We start from the raw sequence: 16,611 nt of genomic DNA on the forward strand, positions 1-16,611 counted from the left end.
ACCCCATGAAACAATTATCCAAAACTAAAGTAACCGTTAGGCTTCGCAAGGCTGAAAATAGAAATGAGTGGTACATTTATTTAGAGAGTTATCCCGTATTTGTTCCAGGAAGGAAAACGCCTAAACGTATTCGGGAATATCTGAATAGAAGTGTAACTTCAGTGTTATGGAATAAAAAGGGGAATGTCCGAATGAACACAAAAGGAATAAAGACCTACAAACCTAAGCGTGATGATAATGGAATAATTATTTGTAAGAGTGAAGTTGACCATGAAAGCATGTTATATGCAGATGGCGTTCGTAAACTCCGACAACTTGAATATGATCATTCTGATCTATACAGTGATACGGAAAGCGCTCAGGCCGAGCAAAAGGAGCGATTACAGCAGAATTTTATCGATTACTTTACCAAAGTATCCTATAAACGTCATTCAAACAGCTCGAAATCCATTTTGATAAATTGGGAGCGTTCCATTGAGTTCCTAAAACTATTTGCAGGAGATACACTTTTATTTTCTGAATTAGATATACGTCTGGCAGAAGATTTCAGACTTTTTCTTTTGTCAGCACCACGAGGGGGCAACAAAGGTGGTAAGCTATCCCATAATTCCGCATCCACCTACTTTTCTGTTTTTAAGGCAGCGCTCAAACAGGCCTTTATTGATGGTTATCTGGCGAGTGATTTATCAGCTAAGATAAAAGGGATTCAGTGGCAGGAATCTCGTAGGGAATACCTAACCGTAGAGGAACTAAATAGACTTGTAGCTACTCCCTGTGAGCGGGATGTTCTTAAAAGAGCTGCGCTTTTCTCTGCTCTATCAGGATTGAGGCTTATTGATATTCAGCAACTAAAATGGAATGAAATTATTGTTGATGGAAATCAAGCGCGTTTGCAATTTACACAACAGAAAACCAAAGGATTTGAGTATACTCCAATTTCAGAACAAGCCTTGCAGCTTTGTGGGGAAGTAGGAACGCCAGAGCAATTGGTCTTTGAAGATTTGCCGGGGCCGGCATGGATTTCGCGGCCATTAAAAAATTGGATTGAAGCTGCAGGTATCAAAAAGAAGATCACATTTCATAATTTCAGACATACATTTGCAACCCTGCAATTATCAAGCGGTACAGATATCTATACGGTTAGTAAAATGCTTGGACATACAAATGTAAAAACCACTCAGATTTATGCAAAAGTGGTGGACGAGAAGAAAAACAAAGCAGCACACGCTATAAAATTGGATGACATCAAAAACATAGGTGAATAGTCTTTCGATGTTTCATATTATTAAAATTTTAGAACACTTTTCAGATAATCAATTTTTGATTCATGCTATAGGGGTTATGCTCTGAGTGGTTTTCAAAGAAGAAAAGCGAAATAACAATACAAGAACTTTATTAAATATCGATAATGAGTAGTAGGGCTACTCAATAAATGATAAATTTAAAGTGGGACATGCTAAATTTCTGGAAGTGAATATTAGTCCATTCTGAATCACGTATGAAAAGTTACCTGTATCAAATCTGATACAAGTAGTTATATAGGTAGTGCGACAGGTACTGATACCGGAAGTAATACCGGAAGAATTGTAGTAAATGAATTATCGTTACAAATGATCTGTTTCTTCCTGTGCCGCAGCCATTTCCCCTGACCGACTCTAATACTCCCTGATCCCGTTCGCTCACTCACGGAGAATGGTCGCTTTTTCCGCCGTTACAGCGAAAAGCGCCTTCAGGCACCGCACATAAAAGAGCCATCCTTTCGTTTCACTACAGTCCTGCACTTTCCCTTAGCCGCCCACATATACGACCTTACAGGTTTTAATGACCTTACAGGTGGAAAAACAAAAAAGAAAACCAAGATCGCCGGCCTCCCCACAAATCCCACGCTTGGAAAAATGCAAGATCAAGATGAATGCCCCGGATTAGTCATTTTGTAGGTAGCTCTAATATTTTCACAGGTATCCGTGGCAATCCTGCATTTTATCCACGGCCGTCAACTATCCGGCTTTCTTTTCTTTTTTTCCCTTTTTTCGTTTCTTTTGAGGAATGTTTTATTTGTTCAAATAAAATCAATTCAGATTTTTTGTTTCACAGGTATTATTTATTGGGTTGAGTAACAACACTCAAAATGCATATACATCTTTTGGATTCAATTTTCATTTGTTACCTTGCAATAGTTAGAAACACATATCATTAATTAGATTCAATAAAAACCACGGAATTACAGAAGTTTGTAGCTCTGCATTTAAAAGTAAGCTGAGAAAGAGATGCACTCCAAATATTTTGAAAATATCGTTATTTATTTATCCGTATTACTGGCGTGTATCATTCTGGGTGTTGTTGCAAGAATGTTTGTAATCGGTGTTGGAGCAGATGAGTTCACGGCTAATATTGTTTTTCTGGCCGTTACTTTGTTTGGAGTACTGGTTTATGGTCTGCTTTCTATTTTTATAAAGGACCTCTTTACAATTATAAAGAAAAGATTCTTCCCTAAAAAGAAACAGTTAAAAGAGTCCAATGAAAAAGCTAATGATACGGCCAGGGTCAATAAAATCAGGATCGAACAAATACAGTTGATCACAGATCAGGAAAATAATAAGATTGCCATCGCAGTTCAATACACACAAACCGTTTTCGCAGCCTATACCTCCGAAAAGGATTTAGTTCTGCTTTCCCGGAACATAACATCCTATGCAGAAAAGAAGCCGACTAGTGAAATACTACCGGTAGAAGTAAAAGAATTAAGCAGCATCGACCTTTATCATTTTGGCTGGAATATCTGGAACCATTTCAGAAACGGTAATCAGCTGCAAATGGCCGCCTTTCTTAAAAAAGTCTTTCCCTCGATTCTTGGTAATGTGGAAACAGAAACCATCAAACGGCATTTGAAAGACGATGAGCAGAGAGGTATAATTCAAATCAGGAAAGATCTTTCCGAAGAATAAGCACAAATAAAAATCATCATCTCCTGTGTTTTTTTAGTGTTTCTCCTGTGTTTTTCCGACACAGAAAAAACACTGGCTTTATTTGCTTCATAACGATTAAAAAACATAGTTATGGATGTCAATGAAATTTCTTTTGAAAACTTACCCAAAGCAGTAGCCCACCTGGTTACCGAAGTGGCGGAATTAAAAGTTCTGGTTGAAAAAGGTCAGACACCTGTTGAAAATCAAAAACGTATTCCGATCGGAATTGACCAGGCGTGTAAAATCATCAAAAAAGCCAAACCAACTGTTTACACGCTTGTGCGCAAACGTATGATTCCCTGCTACAAAAACGGAAAACAACTCTACTTCTTCGAGGATGAATTACTCGAATGGATCACCAGTGGCAAAAAGAAAACACTGCAGGAGATTGAAAACGAAGCAAAAGCCGGATTCAGAAAGCGTTCGCAAGTGAAAGGATAATGAATCTGTTTGAGTTGATTAACAACTTCTGGCGACTGGATGAACAGCTGAATTTTACCGGAAATGAAACCCGGTTGTATTTCTTTTTGCTTCATGTGGCCAACCGTTCACGATGGTCGGAATGGATCGAATATGCCGACAAACGACTGGCAGCGAATGCAAATGTTTCGTTGCAGGTACTGAAATCGGCCCGGGGACAATTGAAGGAAGCGGGCTTGTTAAACTATGTTCCCGGGGGTGGATTTAGGGTTAAAACTAAGTATCAGATTCTGACACCTAGGTCTACACTTAGGTCTGACCTTAGACGCACACCCTATAATATAAATACTGAAGACAAAAACATTAAGACAAAGACGAATGGAAAAGGGAAAGGATTTGTCCACACAGGAAGTGATTTCGACTAAGCAAAAATTCTGTGAAGTATTGCTTAACGATGCCCAAAAGATAATTGCCGGTGAAAAAGAAAAAATGCGCCGCCGCCGATTAATTTTTCCTTTTGAATATCCTGAATTTCAAAATCTGATAAAAGCATTCGGGAACACGTGCCTGGCTCAACGAAATCAGGACCGGAATTTTGTTATCGATAAATTCAACGAACCGGTGATAAGGCAACTTTACTTGTACGTTACCTGCAATTCTTCTTTCACCGGGGATCTCGCAAAGGGATTGTTATTGCAGGGAAAATACGGATGTGGCAAAACAGTTTTGCTCGAAACCTATTCCATGCTTCATAACCATATCGTCAGAAAATTGAATCTGAATTATCCGGTACTTCGGTTTATTAAATCCGTTCAACTCCAGGAGCAGATAAAAGAGCAGTCCATGGAAATGTTTGTCAAGAGACCCTTAATCATCGATGAGTTTGGAAGGGAATCAAAAACAGTTATGGATTACGGAAATATCAGCCGGCCTATCTCCGAATTAATAAGCCTCAGAAGTGATGTCGGAACCATAACTCATGCCACTTCAAATTTTACACTCAAGACCCTTTCTTCCGATGAATTTTATGGTGGAATGATCGGTGACCGGCTAAAAACAATGTTCAATTTTATCACTCTGCAGGGAGAAAGCAGAAGAAAATAATTCAGTAAGGATTGACTTTTTCATGGATACAATTTGGGAATTCCCCGACCTGAGAAGACCTCGAAAAGTCACTAAGAAATAACTACGGGGGGAGGGGACTGCAAGATGTGTTTTTATTACCATAAAAACCTTCGGTATCTTGTCTGGCAGGAACCCCTGGTTTTTACCAAACCAACTTGCAGTCCCCTCCCCAAAAAAACAAAATAAAAGTAAAGTATGCGACCAATATTACCGGAGCACGAAAAACGAACCGAGATCATTCGGCTGCTTCTTACGAAAGAGGAAAAGCAGCGACTGGATAGTTTGGTGCGTACCGGAAAGTTTGGCTGCCGGAGTGATTATATTCGCTATGCCATATTTCGGAGATCAGTTAAGAAAGAAGTTCACTTAGATCCGGAGACAAAAGATCGGTTGAACAATCTGGACTATGAATTGAACAGGATTGGTGTGAATCTTAACCAGCTTTCCAAGAAAATGAATTCATTTTCTACATACAATGTTGGAGATAATGACCGACACCTACTAAGACAGGCTTTTCAGATGATGATGCAATGCCTGGCATTTTTACAAAAACACCTGCGCTAAATTTTTACTATGGTCATCGTAATCCATCAGTCGGGTAATACGCAAAATGCTTTGTTTTACAACGAAAAGAAAGTAGAACAAAAGAAGGCACACTTTTATAAAAGCGGCAATACGCCAACCATAAATCCTTTTGCCGGAACAAAACACGACCGGCTGAATATTCTGAAAGAGATTGAGGATAGAAATACACGGGTGAAAAAGAAGGGTTTGCATATCTCTGTGAATCCAACAGTAACGGATTTAGTAAAAATGGGAGATAAGGGAATTCGCACCGAAATCGGAAACCTGATGGAGCACATGGGCTATGGAAACCAGCCTTACTTTGTGTATAAGCATTCAGACCTGGACCGGACACACTTTCATATTGTTTCCACACGGATTGATTGCCAAACCGGGAAGAAGATCAAGGACAATTATGAGAAGGAGAAAACACAACGTTTCATCAAATCCCTGGAACAAAAGTATGATCTCACCAAAGAACAAAACCAGGCACGATCTAATTTGAAATTTTCAGCAGGTAGCAGAAACCTGAAACAGAACCTGGAGAGTTTATTTTATCAGCTAAACCAGATTGAATCCATATCGACAAAACAACTTTACGATAAATCGCTGGAGCTTTTTAATGTGGAAGTACGGAGATCGGGAAGGGGATACGTTGTTTTTGTTACTGATGAAATAGGGAATCCGATACGATATCCGATCAGGCTTTCCGAGTTTCAGGAAAGGCCAAAGTTTTATTTGGCAAAAAGTGCCGAACAGGAAATCCAAGTTCCTATACAGATGATTGATAAATTTCAGATGGCACAGTGGGCGAGAGATCTGAGTCGGTTGGTAGAATGGAATAGCCGACATCAAAATGAACCAGTGGTGAAGTATAAAGTGAAGAACAAGGATAGAGGAATTACTCGCTGATGCCTTTGATTTTTGATATGTTTTGAACATTAGTGAATTGATCAACAATTAAATTTGATCTAACTAATAATATAGTTCTGCTATTTGGATCAGTAAGCTATAAAGAAACAGATAACAAAAGCTTATATTCGTATAATTTTTTTTGTAGAATAAGTGGTTTAAACGTCATCTCTATTTTTTATCTTTTATAACTCGATTAATTTATTAAAATATTTTTTTTCATCTTAATATTTGCATTTGTGAAAATTTTTTATCTATATTTGCCAAAACGGTTTGGCAATTGGTTATTATGATGAAAAAAGTTTCTTTACAAGACATTTCACAGAGCTTGAACATCTCTAAAGGTACAATATCATTGGTATTGAACGGTAGAGGAGATGAGAAACGTGTTAGCAAAAAAACTCAGGAAAAGATTATCAAATTTGCTCAGAAACATAACTATAAAGCAAACCAACTTGCGCGAGGACTTAGCATGGGCAAGAGTGATATGATTGGCCTTATTGTTCCAAATATATCAGATAGTTTCTACGCGAGGATTGCCCGTCGGATTGAACGGAAAGCAAGGCTACATGGATACAATGTTGTGTTTAGTAGCGCAGGAGAGAGTAAAGATAGAGAATCAGAACTTATACAATCAATGCTTGACAGGCAAGTGGATGGACTGATTATTGCATCATCCCAAAAAAATGAGAACGATATTAAACGACTTAAAAGAAATAAATTTCCCTTTGTACTTATTGATAGGCATTATCCAAATATTAAAACCAATTATGTTGGTGTGGATAACATCGGTGGTATTTCAGCGGCTGTTGAACAGCTTATTACTTTGGGGAGAAGACGCATAGGTTTTGTTACATTAAAACCGGGATTGGAAGCAATACATGAACGTGCTCTTGGTTACACGCAAACTATGGAAAAGCATGGGCTTTCTATCGAGGAGGGGTTTATTAAGGAATTAGATTATGAAAATATTGAAGTCGAAATATCCAATGCTATTAAAACCATGGTAAGTTCCCCCACCAGTATTGAAGGTATTGTCTTCGCGACGCATTATTTGACCGCAGCAGGTCTGCGGGAACTGAAGAAATTGAAAATACGTGTACCATACGATGTGGCTATTATAAGTTTTGCTCAAATGAGTGCATTTGATTTAATAGAACCTCCGATAACGTCTGTAATTCAGCCCGTTGATGAACTTGGTGATAAGGCAGTTGATATTCTCTTAAAGAATTTGAGAAAAGAGGTTAAAGATTACGAACGATTTAAATTGAAAACTGAACTTGTTATCAGAAAATCATGTGGAGCACAATAGATTTTTTTGTGAACAAAAGCCAAACCGGTTTGGCTAAATCGAGTTAAAATAAAATCTTTAAATATGAATAAGTACTAACCAAAAATGAATTGCTTATGAAATAAGGCTCTGTGATTATTAAGGAAATTTATTTTAAGAATGAGAAGTGGATAAAATTAATTAAATCATCAAAATTTGACTTATGAAAAAACTATTAAAATTGTTAGTAGTTGTGTGCGTGATACTGGTTGCAAATGTCAGTTGGGCACAACAAAATAGAGTTACAGGAACAGTAACGGACCAGGATAGAAATAGTCTGCCTGGAGTAACAGTGGTCGTTAAAGGCACTACGCAGGGAACGGTTACAAATGCTGATGGGGAGTATTCTCTTGCAGCTATTCCTGTAGATGCGACGTTGGTGTTTTCTTTTGTTGGCATGCTAACACAGGAAATTGCTGTAGACAATCAATCCACAATTGATGTGACAATGACTGTTGACGCCATTGGTATTGAGGAAGTTGTGGCTGTTGGGTATGGTACAGTAAAACGTTCCGACCTTACCAGTTCGATAAGTACTGTTTCGAAAAGTGAATTGGAAACCCGTGTAACAACGAATCCTCTTCAAGGATTAGCTGCCAAAGTTCCCGGACTTAACATATACAATAACAACGGAACTCCAGGAGGAGATCTTAGTTTTAATATCAGGGGATTTTCTTCTATTAATGGTTCAAATACACCATTAATTCTGGTGGACGGAGTGATAACATCAAATATGTCAGGATACTCTGCTTCAGATATTGAATCAGTTTCTATCCTAAAAGATGCTTCAGCAACAGCAATTTATGGTGCGCGAGGAACAAATGGCGTTATTCTGATGACTACCAAAAAGGCCAAAAAGGGGGATTTTAGCATAAACTATGATGGCAAAGTTAGTATTGGTGTACAAGCACGCCGGATTGAAATGCTGGATGCTGCAGGTTACATGGAGTTATTTAAAAGAATGTGGGAGTATAACCCGGCTAGAGGGGCATATGATAGTGTAATTAAGCCGCGACTTCATAGTGATTATCCCCTTTTGTTTGATGCCAATAATAATCCGATTTATGATACAGACTGGCAGGATGAAGCTGTTGGAACTGCTATCTCGAACTATCATCATGTATCAATAACCCAGGGAACTGAGAAGTCTAGGTCAGGAATATATCTGGGAATGAATAATGAAAGAAGTCTTTTCGAAATGGATTATCAAAAAAAGTACACTTATCGATTCAATTCTGAATATAATTTGAGGAAATGGTTAATTGTTGGGGGCGAATTAAGTGGTTGGTCAGTTGACCAGCAAATAAGGGGTGCATCAGGTACGGGGGGATTAAACCTTGCCAGAACATTAATTGAGACTCCTCCAATTTTACCGGTACAATTTCCTGATGGTACTTTTGCAACGTTTCGGGATTGGGGATATAATGCAAATGGTGAGCCACAACAATATTATTCACAAGGGAATAATCCTGTTGCACAATCAAATAATTCTTTAGGATTGTCTCCTGTTAAAGCTTCAAATTTGAGATTAAGCCTTTATACAGATATTAAACTTAATGATGAGTTGACATTTAAGTCGATATATACCAATGAAAGAAGTAATCGATTGGCTTACGATTGGGGAATTCACACCAATATTGATGGAAATGGACTGGGACATGCTAATGGAAATACCAGTCGAGTTTCCACCTGGACATCAGATAATACGATTACTTACGATAAAATAATTAACGAGGAGCATCGTTTAACAGCACTTCTGGGGGCTCAATGGTCTTCTTCATATACCAATTCATTGTCAGCATCCAGTTCCGGATATACAACCGATTTCTATAAGTATTATAATATGGGTGTTGGTTCGCAGCCTTCATCTGTAGGTTCTGGCTATAGCGCTTTTTCTACCAATTCCTTTTTTGGTCGTTTGAATTATGTCTACGACGATAAGTATTTGGTTACCCTTAGTTCCCGATACGATGGTTCATCTGTATTTGGAGCTGATAATAAATATGCAATGTTCCCTTCCGGTGCATTAGGCTGGATTCTTTCTAACGAAAATTTCTTTGCTGATAGGGCAACACTTTCCGACCTAGTTTCTTTCTTTAAAATAAGAGGTAGTTATGGTATAACAGGGAATTCGCCCAGCGCGTATTCTTCTCTCGGTACAATCGGAAACTACACGCTTAATTTAAACAATCAAATTATTAAAGGTTCCGGAATTGGAGGAGCCCCAAATGCAGATTTGCGTTGGGAGAAAACGGCTCAATTGGATATTGGTGCTGATATAAAAATGTTTAAAAATAGGTTATCACTGACGGCTGACTGGTATTCAAAGAAAACCGAAGATCTTTTATTCAATGTTCCGGTATCAGTTGTGTCGGGTTACACTTCGGTAACAACAAATATTGGTAGTGTTGAAAATAAAGGGGTAGAACTATTTATTTCAGGAGATATTATTCAGAAAAAAGATTTTAATTGGAACGCAAGTGTTCTATATGCAAAAAATAATAATAAAGTACTTGCATTAGGTACTAATGATGCAGATGTGATTACCTCTGGCTTCTTGGGTGCTTCAACAATTCTTCGGGTTGGAAAACCAATGGGATCATTTATTGGAGTTGAAAGAATTGGAACCTGGGGAACTGATGAAGCTGCAGAAGCTGCTAAGTATAATAAGAAGCCAGGCGATATCAAGAGACTTGATGTTAACAAGGATTACAAATTTGATCAGGAGGACATGCAGTTTTTAGGAAGTCCGTTTGGAAAGTATGACATGACTTTTTCAACTTCGGTAAGATATAAAAACTGGGATATGAGTGTTGATATTCAAGTGAGACAAGGGAACAAAATTGAGAATGTTGCTGCGTTAACCGTTGAAGATAGAACTTGGTATGCAACCGGATATGCTACAATATTGGAAGAAGCCTGGACTCCAGACAATCAAAACACCATGGTACCGGCAATTCGAATGCATGTTGACCCTTGGAGTACTGATTTTGGAAGTTATATGGACAGCCATTGGTTAGAAGATGGTTCTTTTATTAGGGGACGAAGTTTAAACTTGTCTTACAGAATGCCTAAAGATATAATTAGTTTCTTAAGCCTGCAAAGTGCAAAGTTATATGTAAATCTTGACAATTTCTTTTTGATTGCTAAAAATAGGGACTTCGATCCAGAAGCATCATCATTTGGAGGTGGATATTCAGGACAAGGACAAACTTTTTATGGTACACCAAGGGCTCGTACATATACTTTGGGCTTAAATATTAACTTTTAAAAAAATAGAAAATGAAAAAATACATAATAATATTATTTGTTTTATTTAGCTCTGTGTCTTGCGAGGAATTTCTTGTAGAAGATGCACGTAGTGTACAAACAAGTGATAATTTTTATAAAACAGAAGCAGATATGAATTCTGCAGTAAACGCAATTTATGCTTTTTTATACAGCCCGTATAATAAGAGTGGTTATGATGATTTACCATGTGCTATGTTAGAAATGATAACTGGGCAATGGAACAATGTATCACAGTGGCCTGAAACAGGTTTCTATTACGATTTGACAAATTCATCAGGAAGTTCATATACGCTTAATTTTTGGCAAAATTGTTACAAAGGAATTGAGTCGGCTAACTTAGTCATCGATAAAATTATAGACGTTCCATTTAAAAATGAAGCAGATAAAAATAGTCTCATTGGAGAAGCGAAATTTTTAAGAGCCTACTATTATTATTTATTAGTAAATATTTTTGGTGATGTTCCAATGAAAACTACACATACATCGTCTCCAGCAAATGATGGTTTGCTGCCAAAAACTTCTGTAAAGACAATTTATGAGGAAGTAATTGTACCCGATTTGATTTTTGCAGAAGGGAATTTAAAATATGCTACTACAGTTGGTAATGGAAGAGTATCTGTTGGTGCCGCCAAAACGCTTCTTGCAAAAGTATATTTAAGCATGGCGGGAAATCCAGTTAATAGCACTACTACTATGAATTTGGCAAAAACTAAAGCTTTGGAAGTCATTACTAGTAATTCATTTTCATTGTTTCAAAGTGATGAAAACTTAACTTGGTTTGATAAGTTAAATAATTCTAGTTATGATAACACAGAGGAGCATATATGGGATCTGAATTACAATTATCCTGATTTCCAATCAAGCATGAATATATATTTTCTTCCTAAAGACAGAGTTATGACAGAAGCAGGATTTCCAGGATTTGGTGGTTTTTATCCTGATGCTGATTATTTGAATAGTTTTGATGCAGATGATTTAAGAGGGCGAAACAATATGGGATTCTTTTATAATAGTTATACTATTGATGGAATTACCTACGAATTTCCCTGGGCAGTATATAAGTTTTTCGATAAAGAAATAATACAGACAGGTCCTGGAAGTGGAAAGAATTTTCCTCTTTTAAGGTATGCCGATCTTTTGTTGATGTATGCTGAAGCACAAAATGAGTCAGATGGCAGCCCAAATGCAACAGCCTATAAAGCGGTAAATGATATTAGAGAAAGAGCAGGTCTTGCTCCTGTTTCTGGATTAAGTCAGGATCAGTTTAGAGAAGAAGTGTGGAAACAAAGATATTGGGAGCTAGGAGCCGAAAATAAAACATATTTCGATATTGTTAGAACCCAAAAGGTATATGATGCAAAACAAAATGCTTTTGTACCGATTGTAGGTTTTGAATTACCTAGTGGAGCGGTTGTAAAGGAAGGTTACTTACCATTTCCAATTCCAATGACAGAAGTTCAAATCAATCCTTTATTGGCGGATTAATAGTTGAGTTAGTTAGAGCCCGGCATTTGCCGGGCTTTTTAAAATAATGTACATATTCTGATTGCTTATTTTCATTTGTTAGAGTTTTATTGCTGATAAGTATTTTGTCGTCAGGTATTTAGGCTATGCTGAAAGTTTAGAGTCGGGAGTTTTAAGTCACATGTAACGCAAGTCATTTGTTTTGTTAAAACGGTACAGCTATAGGTACAAAGGATAAAGAATAAATCTATATACATGGACAGAAGAAAATTTATACAATTCACAGGAATCACTGGCTTGTCAATCGGTGGTGGAGTTTCTTTGTTTTCTTGTTCTAATTCTACATTAAATAAGGAAGAAGAAATCAAAACGAAGTCAATTCTGGCCTTTAAGCGTTTTGAGGAAGTTTGGGACTTCAATGATTTCTGGAAAAGGGGAAATACATTCGATGCCTGCCTTGTTTTTGTGCAGGCTGTTCAGCAACGCTGGCCCAATCATCCACAGGTAAAAGAAATGACAACTGCTGTTCATGAAATGCTAAAAAAGAATCTTGCTTTTTTCAGAACGGTCAAGGTGGAAGATATGTGGGCCGACGATTTTGGCTGGTGGGGACTTATGGGATTAAACGCACGTAAGTTTTTACTCAAGATGGGCGAAACCGAACTGGCAGATCAATACTGGGAATTAGCAAACGATTTGTGTTGGGAATACAAAAAAAATACGGCCTACGATTACAGCAACGATGCCCTTCCTGTTCCTCACGGATGTCGAAATGGCGATGCGGCGGGCAATAGTTTGGGTGTGAAAAACACTGTCACTAATGTGCTGCTGTTTTTATTATCGTCACGAATTTACAGGGTGGCAAAAGATGAACAACGGCAAGATACAGACAAATACCTCGATATGGCTTTCCGCCAATGGTTATGGTTCCGCCAATGGTTTAAATTAGAAGAATTTCAGTATTTGAAAAGTCTTTCTACCGAAGAAGGAGCAATGGTGCAGGAGCGCCCCATGGCTGAGTCTGAAGGCTCTGGCTACACCGAGAAAATTCACCCGCCCTGGGCCGAAGGTTGGGTGTGGTCTGGTGATCAGGGAATGCTTGTAGCTGCCCTAACCGATATGATTGCCGTGAAAAACGACCTTGAACTTCATGTGAAAAAGAACAATCCGGACACAGCATTCAAGGCTGATGAATTTAAAAATCAAGCCTTGAATATAATTCAGCAAATAGGTAGCGGTGTTAAAAACGCCTTGGTTGCCAATGTGGATGGTATTATCCGCGAAGCGCCTTGCCTGGCGAGTTTTGGACCGGAACATGGACGCGATTATGTGGCAGGTCGCGGAATAATGATGCGCTATCTGGGTAGTGCCGAAGAAAAAGCGCTTTTGGGAGTCAAGCTTGATAATGAAGTTGAACAAACAGTAAAGGCTATTTGGGAAACCAGAGATAATAACAACAACCAATTTCAACCCGAATTTACCAGCGAAGAAAACGATATGTTGTATGTGGAGCAGTTCCAGGAATTATGGGGAATTGCAGACAATGTGTATAAATGGAACCTGGATAAAATGATAGAAAAGAATAAGTATGGCGTTTGTCAGGCTATTGGTTTAGATATGATTGGAGCTGCCATAAAAACAATTAAATAAGCATTGATATGAAAAAAATAGTATTGTTATTGATCGCCGTTGGGCTACTGTTTAATTTGGTATTTGCGAAGCCAAAAGAAAAGATGTTAAACTTTAGCTATGATAAACCCTACAAATATGAATTAACAAATGGAAGGTACTGGGTTTCGGCTATAGTTACTGAGGATTGCTGGACAGAGGAAATGAAACTGAGTTTTAATAACGAAATTCTTTCAGTTGTAAAACTGGAAAATGGCGACTGGGAAATTGAACTCCCATTGATTGGCGATCCAGGATTTCTGGAGATTTCAAAAAGTGAAAAAGAGGTACAGAAGCAGTATTTCGAGCCGCTGATTCCGGCCGACTGGGATTACTTTACCGGAGGAAAAGTTCATCTGATTGTTTCGTCGCATCAGGACATTGCCTGGATGAATACCCCCGATTATTGCCGTGACGAACGGGTGCATAAAATTGTTTTGCCAGCCTTGGATCTTATGGACAGCGTACCTTCTTTTAAATTCGAGATGGAGCAAACGCTTAATTTGATGGAGGTGTTGGAAGATTCTCCTGAAAACCGACAACGTTTAATCGATACCTATCAATCGGGCAACTTTGAGTGGGGAGCCACATTTACCCAGCCATACGAAGGATTTGAATCGGGTGAGCAGCTGGTTCGTCAGTCGTATCTTGGCCGCCGCTGGATTAAAAAGAATCTGCCGGGCATGGATGCCGTTGTGGCCTACAATGTTGATGTTCCTGGCCGTTCTATTCAGGTGCCTCAGTTGTTCAAGAAATCGGGCATCGATTATTTGTTTGTTTCGCGAATGAAAGAAGGATTTTACAACTGGTACAGTCCTGATGGTTCAAGCATATTCACATACAGCCCGGGCAACTATGGCTGGTATCATTACCACGAAAAAATATTCGATGCCGATGCGATTACTGCTATTCACGAAATGGCCAAAATACTGAAAAGCTGGAACAGTTATTACCGAGAACGAAACATCCCGGCACACTACGGAGCAGTAATGAGCGCCGATGCCGGAGGCCCTAAATATTACAAAGAGGTAATTGAAGACTGGAACGAAATAGCCAAAACAGCAGGCATCAATATGCCTGAAATTCACCATTCAACGGCATTGGAATTTTTGCAAGAAGTAAATGTTCCCGAAGCAAAAATCGATTCCATTTACGGCGAGCGACCTAACCTGTGGTTGTACATTCACGGTGCAGCGCATTACCAGGCTGCCAAAGCCAAAAAAGAAGCCGCAGTAAACATTCCTTCTGCTGAAATTTTCAATACTATCAATTGTCAGCTGGAAGACGATTTTTCAAAATACCCTCAAGACGAACTCGACAAGGCCTGGTTTAATGCCATATTCCCCGATCATGGCTGGGGCGGAAAGCATGGCGAGATAACCGACAGTATCTTTCGCGCAGCACTGGAAACCGGAAACGAAATAGGTAAAAAACTGCTCAACGAGTCGCTGAACAGTATTTCGGATAAAATTGATTTGTCAGAATCACAAAACATTGTTGTTTTTAACGACCTTTCATGGAACAGAGATGGCTTTGCAAGTACAGATATCTCACACCTGAAAGGAAACGAATGGGTTGTGGTTGACAACAACGGGAAAGAAGTTCCCACCCAACTGGTTCAATCCGAAGGCAAAAAGGAATTGGTTTTCAACATCGATGAGATACCTTCCATCGGTTACAAAACTTTTAGTATCAAGAAAGGCAAGCGACAAACTCCTGCCATAACCGTTGCTACAAACTATTGCGACAACCAGTTTTATACCATGAGCCTTGGCAAAGGTGGCATCACCAGCTTGTTCGATAAAAGCCTGAATAAGGAAGTGTTCAACACAGCTACCATGGCTGCAGGCGATTTGTTCCATATGGGATACAGCGGAAACGGGGCAGGCGAGTTTGTAATTATTACCGCACCCAATTATGGCGGTATGGAACGTGCCCACGAAAAAGAAAGCAGCTGGAGTTTAGTGGAATCCGGCGTCGTGTATTCCAAATTCCAATCGGAATACAAAATGACGAACTTCTCAGTAAAGCAGTATATCACGGTTTATCACCAGAAAAAACAAATCGATTTGGAATACGATATTCCTGATTGGCCGGGCGAACACAACCGCCAGATTCGGGTGATGTTCCCGCTGAACATGGAAGAAAATGCTCAAATATCGTACGATGTACCCATGGGAATGGTGCATGTTGGCAAAGACGAGTTGCAAATGCGTCCTGGCGGTTCAGCCTGGGGAGGCACTTATCGCCAAAAGTCAGAAGAAATTAACCCACGTGAGATTCAGAACTTCATGACCGCCAATGGCAGTGGTTTTGGATTTACCATGTCAACTAATGTGGTAACGGCTGATTATGTCGATCCGAGCATGAACTCGGCACCTTATCCTGTAATCAATTCTGTGTTGCTTTCAACGCACAAAAGTTGCCATGGAGAAGGGCCTTATTACCATCAGAAAGGGGCACATTCGTTTAAATTCTCCATTAAATCGCACGAAGAAGGATGGAAAAACGGTTTCCAATTCGGGATAGCTGCCAACCACCCGCTGCATGCGCTTTTAAAATCGGGCAAACAAAAAGGGGAGCTTCCTGCTGAGAAAAGCTTTGTGAGCACTTCAAATCCGTTTGCAGTGATAACAACCATCAAGAAAGCAGAAGACGATAACGACATGGTGATCCGCTTGTTGGAAGCAGAAGGAAAAACAAAGGCTGTAGAACTGAACCTGTTTGAAGCTGTTAAGGAAACCTTAAAAACCGATATGATTGAGGAGAACCCCATAGACATGAAACAGGCTGGAAAGGAAATAAAATTAAACTTAAAAGGACATTCAGTTGAAACGTATAGAATGAAGTAGAACTTAGATAAACCAATAA

Annotated in this window: 12 protein-coding genes; all 12 read left to right on the forward strand. The window is 38.9% G+C overall.

Annotated elements, in window-relative coordinates; all coding sequences use genetic code 11:
* Positions 1 to 5: 5 nt before the first annotated feature.
* Positions 6 to 1,265, forward strand: coding sequence for a site-specific integrase (locus tag LH29_RS05625; protein ID WP_045026604.1), 1,260 nt, complete (start codon positions 6 to 8; stop codon positions 1,263 to 1,265).
* A 1,002-nt stretch (positions 1,266 to 2,267) separates the two neighbouring features.
* A complete protein-coding gene (locus tag LH29_RS05630) occupies positions 2,268 to 2,945 on the forward strand; it encodes a hypothetical protein (protein WP_045026607.1) in 678 nt (225 codons plus the stop codon).
* A gap of 111 nt (positions 2,946 to 3,056) precedes the next feature.
* A complete protein-coding gene (locus tag LH29_RS05635; protein ID WP_045026610.1) occupies positions 3,057 to 3,407 on the forward strand; it encodes a helix-turn-helix domain-containing protein in 351 nt (116 codons plus the stop codon).
* A complete protein-coding gene (locus LH29_RS05640) occupies positions 3,407 to 3,811 on the forward strand; it encodes a hypothetical protein (RefSeq protein ID WP_052670620.1) in 405 nt (134 codons plus the stop codon). Before LH29_RS05635 ends, LH29_RS05640 begins: the two co-directional genes overlap by 1 nt.
* A complete protein-coding gene (locus LH29_RS05645) occupies positions 3,765 to 4,490 on the forward strand; it encodes a hypothetical protein (protein ID WP_157493577.1) in 726 nt (241 codons plus the stop codon). The genes LH29_RS05640 and LH29_RS05645 overlap by 47 nt, the downstream gene beginning before the upstream one ends.
* A 216-nt stretch (positions 4,491 to 4,706) precedes the next feature.
* Complete coding sequence (locus LH29_RS05650) at positions 4,707 to 5,075, forward strand: plasmid mobilization protein (RefSeq protein WP_045026616.1); 369 nt, start codon at positions 4,707 to 4,709, stop codon at positions 5,073 to 5,075.
* Positions 5,076 to 5,084: 9 nt separating this feature from the next.
* Positions 5,085 to 5,987, forward strand: coding sequence for a relaxase/mobilization nuclease domain-containing protein (locus tag LH29_RS05655; RefSeq protein WP_045026619.1), 903 nt, complete (start codon positions 5,085 to 5,087; stop codon positions 5,985 to 5,987).
* A gap of 289 nt (positions 5,988 to 6,276) precedes the next feature.
* Entirely contained in the window at positions 6,277 to 7,299 is a 1,023-nt protein-coding gene (locus tag LH29_RS05660) for a LacI family DNA-binding transcriptional regulator (protein ID WP_045026621.1), read from the forward strand.
* A 181-nt stretch (positions 7,300 to 7,480) separates the two neighbouring features.
* On the forward strand, positions 7,481 to 10,588 hold the full coding sequence (locus LH29_RS05665) for a SusC/RagA family TonB-linked outer membrane protein (RefSeq protein WP_052670621.1): 3,108 nt from the start codon (positions 7,481 to 7,483) through the stop codon (positions 10,586 to 10,588).
* An 11-nt stretch (positions 10,589 to 10,599) separates the two neighbouring features.
* A complete protein-coding gene (locus tag LH29_RS05670; RefSeq protein ID WP_045026623.1) occupies positions 10,600 to 12,093 on the forward strand; it encodes a RagB/SusD family nutrient uptake outer membrane protein in 1,494 nt (497 codons plus the stop codon).
* A 234-nt stretch (positions 12,094 to 12,327) separates the two neighbouring features.
* Complete coding sequence (locus LH29_RS05675) at positions 12,328 to 13,722, forward strand: hypothetical protein (protein WP_157493578.1); 1,395 nt, start codon at positions 12,328 to 12,330, stop codon at positions 13,720 to 13,722.
* Between the two features lie 8 nt (positions 13,723 to 13,730).
* The gene (locus tag LH29_RS05680; RefSeq protein WP_045026628.1) at positions 13,731 to 16,592 is read left to right on the forward strand and encodes a glycoside hydrolase family 38 N-terminal domain-containing protein; all 2,862 of its coding nucleotides are present in this window, start codon (positions 13,731 to 13,733) and stop codon (positions 16,590 to 16,592) included.
* Positions 16,593 to 16,611 lie beyond the last annotated feature (19 nt).

This window comes from Draconibacterium sediminis (genome assembly GCF_000949475.1).
GTDB classification, from domain to species: domain Bacteria; phylum Bacteroidota; class Bacteroidia; order Bacteroidales; family Prolixibacteraceae; genus Draconibacterium; species Draconibacterium sediminis.

What these genes read in the sequence shown, in the direction of transcription:
- LH29_RS05630 (WP_045026607.1), top strand. Translation starts at nt 2,268, where the DNA reads ATGCACTCCAAATATTTTGAAAATATCGTTATTTATTTATCCGTATTA.
- LH29_RS05660 (WP_045026621.1), top strand. Translation starts at nt 6,277, where the DNA reads ATGATGAAAAAAGTTTCTTTACAAGACATTTCACAGAGCTTGAACATC.
- LH29_RS05680 (WP_045026628.1), top strand. Translation starts at nt 13,731, where the DNA reads ATGAAAAAAATAGTATTGTTATTGATCGCCGTTGGGCTACTGTTTAAT.
- LH29_RS05675 (WP_157493578.1), top strand. Translation starts at nt 12,328, where the DNA reads ATGGACAGAAGAAAATTTATACAATTCACAGGAATCACTGGCTTGTCA.
- LH29_RS05640 (WP_052670620.1), top strand. Translation starts at nt 3,407, where the DNA reads ATGAATCTGTTTGAGTTGATTAACAACTTCTGGCGACTGGATGAACAG.
- LH29_RS05670 (WP_045026623.1), top strand. Translation starts at nt 10,600, where the DNA reads ATGAAAAAATACATAATAATATTATTTGTTTTATTTAGCTCTGTGTCT.
- LH29_RS05625 (WP_045026604.1), top strand. Translation starts at nt 6, where the DNA reads ATGAAACAATTATCCAAAACTAAAGTAACCGTTAGGCTTCGCAAGGCT.
- LH29_RS05655 (WP_045026619.1), top strand. Translation starts at nt 5,085, where the DNA reads ATGGTCATCGTAATCCATCAGTCGGGTAATACGCAAAATGCTTTGTTT.
- LH29_RS05665 (WP_052670621.1), top strand. Translation starts at nt 7,481, where the DNA reads ATGAAAAAACTATTAAAATTGTTAGTAGTTGTGTGCGTGATACTGGTT.
- LH29_RS05645 (WP_157493577.1), top strand. Translation starts at nt 3,765, where the DNA reads ATGGAAAAGGGAAAGGATTTGTCCACACAGGAAGTGATTTCGACTAAG.
- LH29_RS05635 (WP_045026610.1), top strand. Translation starts at nt 3,057, where the DNA reads ATGGATGTCAATGAAATTTCTTTTGAAAACTTACCCAAAGCAGTAGCC.
- LH29_RS05650 (WP_045026616.1), top strand. Translation starts at nt 4,707, where the DNA reads ATGCGACCAATATTACCGGAGCACGAAAAACGAACCGAGATCATTCGG.